Source organism: Telluria sp. ZT3P39 (genome assembly GCF_059685935.1).
Genome location: NZ_JCASIH010000001.1, coordinates 386,968 through 399,831, shown reverse-complemented (window position 1 = coordinate 399,831; position 12,864 = coordinate 386,968). Strand labels below are relative to the sequence as shown.

5 protein-coding genes are annotated in these 12,864 nt (G+C 66.2%); 1 reads left to right on the top strand and 4 read right to left on the bottom strand.

Annotated features, from left to right (window positions below):
• Positions 1–7 precede the first annotated feature (7 nt).
• A complete protein-coding gene (locus tag AC56LR_RS01660) occupies positions 8–427 on the top strand; it encodes a DUF1801 domain-containing protein (RefSeq protein ID WP_497126700.1) in 420 nt (139 codons plus the stop codon).
• Here the strand turns inward: AC56LR_RS01660 and AC56LR_RS01655 are convergent, their stop codons facing one another.
• The 4 genes from AC56LR_RS01655 to AC56LR_RS01640 form a co-directional block, all read right to left on the bottom strand.
• On the bottom strand, positions 428–5,818 hold the full coding sequence (locus AC56LR_RS01655) for a type I secretion C-terminal target domain-containing protein (protein ID WP_497126698.1): 5,391 nt from the start codon (positions 5,816–5,818) through the stop codon (positions 428–430). It lies immediately after the preceding gene.
• Between the two features lie 221 nt (positions 5,819–6,039).
• Positions 6,040–11,214: a type I secretion C-terminal target domain-containing protein gene (locus AC56LR_RS01650; protein ID WP_497126696.1), complete on the bottom strand. Its 5,175-nt coding sequence runs from the start codon at positions 11,212–11,214 to the stop codon at positions 6,040–6,042.
• Positions 11,215–11,434: 220 nt separating this feature from the next.
• On the bottom strand, positions 11,435–11,668 hold the full coding sequence (locus tag AC56LR_RS01645) for a hypothetical protein (protein WP_497126694.1): 234 nt from the start codon (positions 11,666–11,668) through the stop codon (positions 11,435–11,437).
• A 13-nt stretch (positions 11,669–11,681) separates the two neighbouring features.
• The gene (locus AC56LR_RS01640) at positions 11,682–12,821 is read right to left on the bottom strand and encodes a M14 family metallopeptidase (protein ID WP_497126692.1); all 1,140 of its coding nucleotides are present in this window, start codon (positions 12,819–12,821) and stop codon (positions 11,682–11,684) included.
• Between the last annotated feature and the right edge of the window lie 43 nt (positions 12,822–12,864).

The window sequence follows — 12,864 nt, the reverse complement described above, 5'->3', positions numbered from 1 at the left end:
CCTGCCGATGGCCGCCAACAAGACGGTGGCGAACGATGCCAGCGTGCGCGCCTACCTGGACGCCATCCCTGACGACGCGCGCCGCCGCGACTGCGAGGCGATCGCCGCCATGATGCAGCAGGTGACCGGAGCGCCGCCCGTCATGTGGGGGCCCGGCATCGTCGGCTTCGGCAGCTACCACTACGTCTACGAGAGTGGCCGCGAGGGCAATGCCCCGCTGACCGGCTTCGCCTCGCGCAAGGGCGACATCAGCATCTACCTCGATTGCGACGCGCCGTCGCTGCAGGCCTTCCGCGACACACTCGGGCGTCACAAGATGGGCAAGGCTTGCCTGTATGTGCGCGCGCTTGGCGACGTCGACGCCGCCGTGCTGGAACGGATGGTGGCGGCCTCGGTGGCAGTCACGCGCGCGCGCTACCCCGCTTGACTAGCCGTAAGGCGTGAACGGGATGCCGTTCGCGATCAGTTCGGCCACCCCATCCACGTTCTCACCGCTCTCACTGATCATCGCCAGCACGCCGACCAGGTCGGCCTTCTTGCTGTCCAAAATATCCAGCCAGTAGGCGTAGCCCGCCGCTTCCGGGGCGCGGTGCAGGATGTTGGTGTACAGGCGCGTGACCAGTTCCGCATTGGTCGGCGCGGCGCCATACAGGTCGGCGAACTCTTTCGATGCGATGAAGCCCACGGCCAGGTCGTGCACGGTGGCGCCCTTGTCCATGCTGGCTAACCAGAAGCCCATTCCGCCCAGGTCCGGAGCGCGATCGAACGCGGCCCGGTAGATGCGGAAGGCCTGGCCGGCCACGCCGTCAATGTCGAGCGCCATGCCCACGCCGTCGCCGAAGAGCAGGCGTTCGACGCCGACCAGGGTGTCGGTGCCTTCGCCATTGGCGGTGCGCTGGTCGAACACGCGGAAGTTATCCTGGCCGCCCTTGACGGAATAATTGGCGAAGGCGCCCGCATAGTGGGCGCTGTCCCGGCCTTCGCCGCCGACCAGGGTGTCGTTGCCGGCGCCGCCAAACAGGATGTCGTTGCCGGCGCCGCCGTCCAGGAGGTCGTTGCCGGCGCCGCCGGTAAGCAATTCATCGCCGACAGTGCCGACGCTGGTGACCGGCGGGGCCGTGACGACTGGTGATGGTGGTGGTGGTGGTGGTGGTGGTGGCGGCGGCGGCGGCGGAGGCGGCGGCGGAGGGGGAGGTGGTGGCGGAGGAGGCAGCACAGGCTGATTGGCCGACCCGTCCGGCGCGTAGCCGTTGGCCATGTTCGCCGCCGTCAGCTGGTTCTTGTCGACGTTCTTCAGCGTGAGGAGATCCTTGTGGACCCCGCTGTTGTCAGGGTCGACCTGGAGCACGGCATCGGCGCCGCGCTGGACGAAGCGGAATTGGCCTGTCGCGAACGGCGAGATGGCGCCCTGCAGCTCGGTGTACCACCCGCGCTCGAAGGCATCGAGCACGTCGCCGCCGGCGCCGGCCTGAAAGTCGGTAATCGTGAGCGAGCCTTGTGTTTGCAGGCCGTAGGTCGAGAAGCTGTCCTTGCCTGCGCCGCCGCTCATGACGATGTCGAGCGGCACATACAGTGCCGGCCGGGCCCGGAGCACGTCGTCGCCGGCGCCGCCGTCCATGCTCACCCGCAGGCCAGGCGTCGGGAGCTGGACATTCGACTCGAGCAGCAGGCTGTCGTTGCCATCGCCGCCACGCAGGACATCGCTGCCCCGCCAGCTCACCAGCTGGTCGTCTCCTGCTCCGCCCTCGAGGAGATCGTCGCCGGTGGCTACCGGAACCTTGGCGCCGGGTGGCGAGTCGGAAGACCAATCGCCGTTCAGCCGGTCGTTACCGTCTCCACCCAGCAAGTGGTCGTTGCCGCCCAGTCCATACAAGGTGTCGTTGCCTGCCCCGCCGGAAATGGTGTCGTCCAGCCAGCCGCCCTGGATGGTATCCGGATGGTCCGTGCCTGTGAGGCTGCGGCCGGTGCTGGAGCCGTTGGGGTTGAAGCCCCAGACCACGTTGGCGGCGCCGATGGCTGCCTTGTCGATCCCGGCAAACACGATCACGTCCCGGTAGACCGTCTGGCCTGCCTCGAGTACCGGCGCCTGCAGCACCGCGTTCGCGCCTCGCTGCTCCATGCGCATGCCGTTCCCGTCCGCGAAAGGGTTCGGTCCCCTCGTGTAGTTGACAAACCCCGCGAGGTCGAGCAGGTCTCCGCCTTCGCCGGTCTGGAAATCGAGAATCCTCATTGGCCCGCTGGATGGCACGGTATGCACCCGGTAGGTGTCCTGGCCGGCGCCGCCATCGGCCACGATGTCGACCTGCTGGAGGCCACCCAGGCCGGCAATGACGAGATCGTTGCCATCGCCCCCGTGGATGGTGACAGTCGCCGCCGTCCCCACGGACGCCAGGTTGATGACCACGATGCTGTCGTTTCCCGCCCCACCGTCGAGCGTGATGCTGCCTCCGGCGCCGGAACCGAACAGGTCGTCGTCGCCGGCGCCTCCCAGTAGTTCCCCGCCCTTCACCGACCAGGTAGTTAGCCTGTCGTTGCCGTCGCCCCCGTCAAGCCGGTTGTTGCCGATATTGTCGACCAGTTCGTCCGCGCCAGCACCTCCATACAGCTTGTCGTCGCCGTAGTCGCCGTATAGCCGGTCGCGGCCGGCGTCGCCGTACAAACTATCGGCGCCGTAGTTACCGTAGAGGGTGTCGTCGCCTTCTCCGCCGCGCAGGCTGTCGTCGAGGCGGCCACCGTGCATCAGGTCCGGACCGGCGGTTCCACTGCGTTCATATCCGGCGGACGAGCCGTCGGGGCGTGCGCCATCGCTGAAGTTGTCGCCGGTGAGCGATGCCAGCGCGATGTTGCGAAGGATGACGACGTCAAGCCAGCCCGGGTAGGCGCCCGTCCCATCGCGCTGGATGACCGTGTCGCTGCCGCGCTGCTCGATGCGCAGCGCGTTCAGCGGCCCGAACGGACTGCCGCTGCCATCGACGTAGTTCAGCAGCGAAAAAATGTCGAGCGTGTCGCCATTCGGCCCCGCCGCGAAGTCGGTGATGGCAAGGACCGGCAGCCCTCCGTTCGAGGAAAAGCTGTAGGTGTCGCGGCCTTCGCCTCCGGTGGCCTGGACCGCCAGGCCGGGAGCGCCCCATGCACTGACCTCGATGCTGTCGTCGCCCGCGCCGGCATCGATCTGCATCGTCGCCTGTCCTGGCGCCTGCAGGTGGGACCAGACGACCTCGATGCGGTCGTTGCCCAGGCCGCCGATGACTGTATCGACATCGAGCGAGGCTTTGATGTCGTCGTTGCCCGCACCGCCATCGATGCTGGAAGGCAGGGGCGGATTGCCCAGGTAGTCGGAGCTGGCGGCCCGGATCGTATCGTTGCCGTTGCCGCCTTCGAACACGTTACTGCCGTAGCCGTCCGTCAGCCGGTCATCGCCTTCACCGCCGCGCAGGATGTCATTGCCTTCTCTACCGTCGAGACTGTCCGCGCCGGCGCCGCCGTCGAGCGTGTCGTTGCCCGCGTCGCCACTGAGGCTGTCGGATCCGCTCCCGCCAAGCAAGGTGTCGTTGCCTGCGCCCCCGTACAGGCGGCTGCCTTGGGCAGGATCTCCGGTGGCATCCAGCGTGTCGTTGCCCTTGCCGCCATGGAGCTCATCGCCGCCGCCATTGCCGCGTATCGTATCGTCGAGATCCTCGCCCCGGAGCGTCTCGTTCTGCCCGGTGCCGATCATGGTAAATCCGGTCTCGCTGCCGAGCGGGTCATAGCCGCCACTGAAACTGCTGCGCGACAGGGAATCGAGCGATACGCCGGCCAGCGTCACTGCCGGCTGGAACCCCTGGACCGCACCGGCGCCGCCGTCGGCATCGAGGTAGATCACGGTGTCGCTACCGACCTGCCCGGCCTTCAGGTAACCGGCCGCTCCGAAGGGGTTGCCCTCCAAGGTGCCCGGGAACAGGCCACGCAGCTCGAGCCGGTCGCCCTGGGCCGTGCTGAAATCGACGATGCGTGTCCCGGCGTGCGGCGCCAGCACCGCGAAGGTGTCCGCGCCGGCCCCGCCATGGGCAAGGACGGTGGCCGCGCTGCCGGTGACGTTCAGGATCAGCTGGTCGTTCCCGGCGCCGCCCGCCAGGCTGATGGTGCGCGTTGCGCTGTTTCCGGCATCGGCGACCATGAGCGTATCGTTGCCGTCGCCACCGAGCAGGGTATCGGCGCCCGTGCCGCCGGAAAGCGTATCGTCCCCAATGCCGCCGTCGAGCACATTCGTGCCGGTCGACGCGCTCTGGAGGGTATCGTTGCCGGCGCCGCCCTCCAGGCGATTATTGCCCTTCAGGTCGGCGCGTTCGTCGAGCCAGTCGTTCCCGGCCTCACCCAGCAGCGTGTCGTCGCCGCTGCCGCCCAACAGCCTGTCGTCGCCGTCGCCACCGTGAATGGTGTCGTTGCCGCCATACCCGAACAGCGTGTCCGAACCGCCACGGCCGTCGATGCTGTCGTCCATCACCGTGCCCGACAGTGAGTCGTAACTCTCGGTGCCGGTCTGGCTCAGGCCAACAGGGGAGCCGCCCGGATCGATGTCTCCGATAAAGTTCGCGCGGGTGAGGTGGCTGGTGTCGACACCTGCCAACACCAGCAGGGTGTGATATTCACCGGCTGCGTTGCCGCGTAGCTGGATGAGGGAATCGGCGCCTTCCGCGATCAGGCGCAGGAAACCGTTCGCGAATGGATTGCCATCGAAATCCGATCCCAGCAGTTTGAACAGGTCGATGCGGTCGCCGTTCGCACCCGCCGTGAAATCACTGATGCGCACGCGGGTCGTGGCGCCCGGCACAGTGGACACCTTGAGCGTATAGGTGTCGGCGCCGCTGCCGCCCGCAATGCTCAGCCGTGCGTCGGCCGGCCCGTCGAACGACAGCTCGATCCGATCGTCGCCGGCGCCGGCATCGATCACCGAGACGGAACTGCCGCCGGCCAGCGTGAGGTACAGGCTGTCATCACCGATGCCGCCGATGAAGTCGGCGCCGCTGTAGCCGGTCAGGGTATCGTTACCGCTGCCGCCATCGAGCGTGCCGGTGGAAGCGCTCCCGGCGATCAGCCGGTCGTCGCCCTCGCCACCGGCCAACATGTCGTCGCCGGCGTCGTCCCGGAGTTCGTCGTTTCCGCTGCCGCCGTCGAGCAGGTCGTCGCCCGCGCCGCCAGTGAGGCGGTCGTTGTGCGCATCGCCGTAGAGTTTGTCGTTGCCTTCGTCGCCGAACAGGTTGTCGAGGCCATCGTTGCCATGCAGGGTGTCGTTCCCGGCGCCGCCGACCATGTAGTCGCCGCTACCGTAATACGGATCGCCATTTTCATCGCCCCCATCGAGGGCGTCGTCGCCGCCATACCCATACAGGTAATCGACGCCGCCGGCGCCGGCCATGGTGTCGGCGTAGTCGCTGCCATGCAGGATGTCGTGACCTGGGGTACCCGTGGCATTGACGGGCGTGGTGCTGATGCCGGTCTTGAAATACACGACGACGTCGTATTGTTCAGCCAGGGCATTCCCGGCCAGGTCGAGGATGGCGTTCCGGGGGAAACGGGCCTGGTAATCGCTCTGCAGGATCAAGGGCGCTGGCGGGGTGAAGACCAGGGTGTTGCCCGACACCGCCAGATAAGGGCTGCTTGCGACATCCACCGAATACGAGGCGCCGCTATAGGATGTCAGCGTAAATGTCCCGCTGCCGAGTTTGATGGGCTCGCTGAACGTGAACACCAGGCCGGCGCTGGCGTCCTGGCCATTGACGGGCCCCGACACCAGCGCCGGCGGCGTGGTATCGACGACGTCGCCCGAGGAACCAGACATGGTTCCATATCCGGATTGTTCGACAGGCAGGTGTTCGGCAGGCTTGATCATGGCGCGGATGGGCAAAAAGTGACCGGCTACTATCGCCCACTCATCAAGACAAGTCGAGCAATTATCGCAACGGTTTCAACTTTATGCGCGGCGCATCCAGCCCCTTGTCCAGCCAAAGAAAACGCCCCGGAAAACGGGGCGTTGAAGCTTGCGATACCGCGCGGCGCCGGTCAGCCGTAAGGCGTAAACGGAATCCCGTTCGCGATCAGTTCCGCCACCCCGTCCACGTTCTCGCCGCTCTCGCTGATCATCGCCAGCACGCCCACCAGGTCGGCCTTCTTGCTGTCCAGGATGTCCAGCCAGTAGGCGTAGCCCGCTTGTTCCGGCGCGCGGTGCAGGATGTTGGTGTACAGGCGCGTGACCAGTTCCGCATTGGTCGGCGCGGCGCCATACAGGTCGGCGAACTCCTTCGATGCGACGAAGCCCACGGCCAGGTCGTGCACGGTGGCGCCCTTGTCCATGCTGGCTAACCAGAAGCCCATTCCGCCCAGGTCCGGAGCGCGATCGAACGCGGCCCGGTAGATGCGGAAGGCCTGGCCGGCCACGCCGTCGATGTCCAGGGCCATGGCGCCATCGGCGAAGGCCAGGCGCTCGACGCCTTGGAGGATGTCGCTGCCGTCGCCGCCGGTGGCGCGCTTGTCGACCACTTTGAAGCCGCCGGCGTCGCGCGTGACCGTGTAGTTGCTGGCCGCGCCGCTGTAGCGGGCGCTGTCCATGCCGTCGCCGCCGATCAGGGTGTCGCTGCCGGCGCCGCCGACCAGCACGTCGTTGCCGGCGCCGCCGTCGAGGCGGTCGTTGCCGGCGCCGCCGGTGAGCAGCTCGTCGCCGACGGTGCCGACACTGGTCACCGGCGGGGCGGTGACGACCGGTGGCGGTGGGGGCGGTGGTGGCGGAGTCACTACCACTGGTGGCGGTGGTGCAGGAGGCGTGACCACCGGTGGAGGTGGAGGTGGAGGTGGAGGTGGAGGCGGAGGCGGAGGCGGAGGCGCGACCACGCCGTACTGGACGTTCTCGACGATATTCGCGGACGTGATGTCGCCCACCTTGACGCCGGTGAGTACGACCATGGTAGTGAAAGCCTGGGCAGCAAACAGGCCATCGGCATCCAGTTGCAGGTGCGTATCCGCGCCGTTCTGGATAAAGCGCAGGTAGCCTTTTGCGAACGGATCCGGAATCGCCGCAAGATCGATGCCAAGCTTGGCTACGGCGATCTTGTCACCTCCCGCGCCTGCCTGGAAGTCGGTCACGGTGAAGGTCTGGCCGCGTGCCTCGAACGTGTCGCTGCCGGTCCCGCCGGTGACGACGAAGCGCATGTCCCTGGCGGCGAACGGGTTCTTGTAGATGCGGAACAGGTCGTCGCCGGCACCACCGAGCAGGTCCGCCTGCAGCGCGGGGTTGGTCTTGAATTCCCAGGCGAAGACCAGGAGGTCATTGCCTGCGCCGCCGTCCAGAACCAGGGTGTCGAACAGGGCGGCAGGGGGCACGAAGCCAGAATAAGCCACGACGGTATCGTCGCCGTCCTCGCCCTGCAGCAAGCCGCGACCGGCACCTTGCACATAATCGTTGCCGGCGCCGCCCCGCAGGGTGTCGCCGCCGGACAGGTCGTACAGGTCGTCGTTGCCTTCGCCACCTTCCAGCAGGTCCTTGCCGTAATGACCGTCAAGGATGTCGTTGCCGGCGCCGCCCCGGATAGTGTCGTCCAGCCAGCCGCCGGTATGGTCGTCGTCGCCGGCGGTTCCGTTCCAGGTCACGCCCACCGTGCTGCCGTCAGGCCGCAGGCCATGCATCATGTTGTCGGCGGTGAGGGTGTTCTTGTCCAGGTTCTTGAGGGTGACGAGGTCCTGCTGCTGTAACGGTCCCGCGCCATCGGCATCGATTGCGATGACCGTGTCGGCGCCGCGCTGCTCAACGCGGTAGTGTCCGGTGGCGAACGGCGAGGCGACCAGCACGGGGAAGCCATAAATGTCGAAGATATCGAGCAGGTCGCCGCCCGCGCCGGCCTGGAAATCAAGGATGGTGAGCGAGGCTGTCGGCGTGAGGGTGTCGATGCGGTAGGTGTCGCTGCCGGCGCCGCCATCTGCAGTCACGTGTACCTTCGACTGCGGCATGTGGATGAAGAGATCGTTGCCGGCGCCGCCATGCAGCGTGACCGTGGGGGTGGATGCGCCCGCTTGCACCAGCCAGACGCTGAGTACGTCGTCGCCTTCGCCACCGTCCAGCACGTCGCCCGCACCGGCGGCCTGAAGCTCATCATTGCCATCGCCGCCCAGCAGCACATTGTTGCCATCCAGGCTGGCGTGCAGGGAATCGTTTCCGGATCCGCCTTCCATCCGGTTGCTGCCATAGCTGTCGAACAGGCTGTCGTCGCCGTCGCCGCCCACGAGCAGGTCGTCGCCTTGTTCGCCATTCAGTCTGTCGTCGCCGTCGTCGCCGTACAGGCTGTCGTTGCCGCGACCGCCACGGAGTTGATCGTCGCCCGTGCCGCCGTGCAGCTCGTCCTGCAGGATCCCTCCCAGCATGAGGTCGGCCTCTGCCGTTCCAGTCAGGACCCATCCGGTCTGCGATCCATCGGGACGCGCGCCATCGGTGAAGTTATCGTTGGTCAGCGTCTCGACCTGCAGGTTGCGCAGCACGACGGTGTCGATCCAGGTGGACGGCCCATTGGCGCCATCCGCGTCGCGCTGCAGCACCGTGTCGGCGCCGCGCTGCTCCATGCGCAGCCGTCCGGACCCGAAGGGGTTCGCATCCGATATTCCGGCGATCGAGAAGACGTTCAGGATGTCGCCGCCGGCGCCAGGCTGGAAGTCGGCGATCGTCAGCAGGGGAAGCTGGGCGGCGTATTCGAAGCGGTAGCTGTCCCGTCCGGCGCCGCCGCTTGCTTCGACCGCGCGCAGGGCGCTGCCTGCGCCTTGCAGGCTGAGGGTGTCGTCGCCCTCGCCGCCGGCGATGGACAGCGGCGCAAGATTGGTGCTGGCGCCGGCCTTGACCACGATGCTGTCGTTGCCCTTGCCGCCCTCGATGCCGTCCACGGCGATCGAGACGGTGATCGTGTCGTCCCCGTCGCCGCCGTCCACGGCGCCAGTCCCGGACAGGTCGTTGATCCGGTCGTTGCCCGCGCCGCCCGCGAGGCGGTCATTGCCTTCGCCGCCTTCCATGTAATCGTCGCCTTCGCCGCCGTCGATGTCGTCGTTGCCTTTGTCGCCGATGATGGTGTCGCTGCCGGCAAGGCCAGCCATGACGTCGTCCATGGTGGTCCCGACCAGCGTGTCGTTGTCCGCCGTTCCGGTCATGACCCGTCCGGCATTGCTGCCGCTTGGGTCGTGGCCGCCAGTAATGTTTGCGCGCGTGAGCGAGGTCCGGTCGACGCCGGACAGGGTAGCGACAAGCGTGAACTGGTGAGTGTTCCCGGCTGCGCCGTCAGCGTCGGCGAACAGCAGCGTATCGGCGCCGGCCTGCTCCATTTTCAGGTAACCCGGCCTGCCGAAGGGATTGCCCTCCGAGTCACGGGGCATGAAGGCGTCCAGTGTGAGCTGGTCGCCGTCGGCGGCGTTGAAGTCGGCAATGCGCAGGCTCTGGGCGCCCTGGTTCAGCCAGAAGACGTCGGCGCCGCTGCCACCGCTGGCCGTGGTGACAGCCTTGGCGTTCGCCACCCAAATCTGCAGCTCGTCATTGCCGGCGCCGCCGTCGAGTACGAGCACGGGCGAGGTGGCCAGGTCCCGGTTGTCTGCGATGAGCACGTCGTTGCCGTCGCCACCGAGCAGCGTGTGCCGTCCCGCGCCGCCGTGGAGCCGGTCGTCCCCGCTGCCGCCGTAGAGCAGGTTGCTGCCCATGCCTTCCGCGCTCAGCTGGTCCTGGCCATCCCCGCCCTCGAGGATGTTCTCTTCGCCCGGCGCGGCGAAATCGGCCAGGCGGTCGTTGCCTGCGCCGCCGAGCAGCCGATCATTGCCGCTGCCGCCGGACAGGATGTCGTCTCCATCGAAACCGACCAGCAGGTCATTGCCTTCCTTGCCATTGAGGATGTCGTTTCCACCGAGGCCGTCGATGGTATCGTCGAGCTCAGTGCCGGTCAGTACATCCGCTTCGACGGTACCGGTGATCGTCAATCCTCTGGTCGAGACCCATGGCAGGATGCCGCCGGCGAAGTTGTCGGCGCCAAGGCGGGCAGCCTCGACGCCGGTGAGGTGCAGTATGGTCTGGTACCCGGCATCTTTTCCAGGCAGTGCACGTTGCAATAAGGTGTCTGCTCCCTGGACGAAGAGCCGCAGGCTGTGGTCCCGGAAAGGATCGCCAACATAATCGGCCGGCAGCAGCCGGCGCACGTCGATCTGGTCCCCGCCCGGGCCAACGGTGAAATCGAGCACGCTTACATGAACGTCCTTACCAGGCTGTCCGGCGCGGCTGTCCGGCACGTAGGTGTCGACGCCGTCGCCGCCGATGAGCTCGAGCAGTGCCGCCGCATTGTCCGTGAAACGCAGGACCATCGTGTCGTTGCCGCTGTCACCATAGGCCCGGGTCAGGATCGTGGCCGGGCTGGCCAGCGTGAGGTCGAAGCTGTCGTTGCCCTCACCGCCGGTGAACCAGGCGGTTGTGTAACCGGCCAGGACGTCGTCGCCGCTGCCGCCGTCGAGCCAGCCGTTCGAGTCTTTCCCCGTAACCAGCTGGTCATTGCCTTCGTCCCCATGCAGGTTGTCCAGTCCTTCCGTGTCCACGAGGAGATCGTCGCCGCTGCCGCCGTCGAGCACATCATTCCCTGCACCGCCGCGCAACTCGTCGTTGCCGGCGCCTCCGGTGAGGCGATCGTTGCCGTTGCCGCCGTCCAGAAGATCGTTGCCGTCCGGCCAGCCGCCGCCCCGTAGCGAATCGTCGCCGTCGTAGCCATACAGGCGATCGTCGCCGCCGGCGCCGTCCAGGATGTCCGCCCAATTACTTCCGTGAAAGGTATCGTTGTTGTCGGTGCCGGTCTTCTCGACCCGGATCGGGCTCAGGTCGAGCCTGAAATGCACGACGAGGTCGGTCGACTTGTCGGTGACGGCCCGGTTGCCGGCATTGTCCAGGATTGTTCCGCCGCCAAAGACAACCCGGTAGCTTGTCATGTACTCGAGGCCGTTAGGCGGAGTAAAAATCAGGGTGTCGCCTGACACCGTGATGTTCTGGTTTCCTTCTACCAGGGACGCATATGCGATGTCGCCGGACCCAGTCATCAGCATGACGAGGCCAGTGCCGAGCCGTATTGGTTCGTTGAACTTGAACACAAGCTGGTTGTCGACGATGGGGCCGTGCCAGAGGGGTGCGTCGAGCAGGATGGGTGCCTGGGTGTCCACAGTATCGGCGGAAGCGCGGGACATTGAGCCGACAGCGTCAGGGACGGGTTGCGGCAGAAGAAGGTCGGCGTAATTCATTATAGATAGGCAAGACTTTTAGAAGTCGCAACTATCCTCGAATCAACATTTATTGTCTAGAAATCTAAATAACAAAAGTGTAACCATGCAGGAGGCATAGCGCCGTTCCAGATGTGCAAACGCCCCGGACATCGGGGCGTTTGACCTGGTACGGGAAAGCAGGCCGTCAGCCCTGCTCGAGCCTGCTGAGCCGCTGCCCGAAAATCCCCCAGGTCCGCGGCTCGCCATCCACCGTTGCCTTCAGCACCCAGCCGGTGCCGACTTTTTCCACGGTGACCTCGGTCTCGAGCTCCCTGGCGACCTTCTCGGCCCAGGCCTTGGCCGAGCCCTGGCCCTTGAACAGTTCCTGGCCCTCGAACACCACGGTAGCGTCGAATACGGATGCGGCAAATACAGTCATGGTGGCCTCGTCCTTACTTGTTGCGCAGTGCGCGCACGGTGTTGAGCACCGGCTGGAGCACCGATGCGCCCAGGCGTGCGCTGCGGGCGCCGTCCCAGCCGACCAGCGGGTCCGGATCGTTGGCGTTGTCCTTGAACGGCAGTTCCAGCGTGAGCGACAGGCAGCCGAAGGCGTGGGTAATGTGCGGCGAACCCATGGTGAGCGTTTCTTCGGTGAACGGGGTCTGGCCGTAGCCGTGCACGTCCTGGAAGTCCGGGCTGGCGATCTTGAAGTCGTCGATGAAGCGCTGCTGGGCCGCGGCCTGCTCGGCGCTCCAGGTCGGCAGGGATTCGCTGCCGGCCACGAACACGTAAGGCAGGCCTTCGTCGCCGTGCACGTCCAGGCACATGTCGACGCCTATCTCGTGCATCTTCTGGCGCACCAGGAAGACTTCGGGGCTACGCTCCATGGTCGGGTTCATCCACTCGCGGTTCAGGTTCGCGCCGGCCGCGTTGGTGCGCAGGTTGCCGCGCACCGAGCCGTCCGGGTTCATGTTCGGCACCACGTAGAACACCGACTCGTTCAGGAGCTGGCGGCCGAACGGGTGGGCCGGGTCGAGCAGGGCATCCAGCATGCCTTCGACGAACCACTCGGCCATCGTTTCGCCCGGATGCTGGCGCGCGATGACCCAGACCTTCTTCTTTTCAGGCATTGGCTCGCCGATGACCAGCATGTTCAGGTCGCGGCCGTCGACGGTGGAGCCCAGGTCGAGCATGCGCACGTTCTCGGACATCTGGGCGCGATCGAGCAGTTCCAGGTGGCGTTCCCATGAATACGGTTCGAAATAGGCGTAGTAGACGCTGTCCATGCCCGGGGTATGCTCGATGGTCATGACGTCGCCGTCGAAGCTGGTCGGCACGCGGAACCAGTTCACGCGGTCGTAGCTGGCCATGGCCTGGTAGCCTTCCCAGCCGGCCGGATAGGCGGCCTGGCCGGCGTTGAGGAAGCGGATCGTGCACGCTTCGCCCTGGGCGCCCTGCAGGCGGAAGTAGAACCACTGGATGATCTCGGCGTGCGAGTCCTTACGGATGTTCAGGTCGATGGCGTTGGCGCTCGTGGCGTTCACGATCTCGATGGCGCCGGCGTCGAACTGGCTGCTGATCTTGATAGACATGGTATGTCCTGTTGTTGGGTGATGTCGGAAGATGGTGATGATA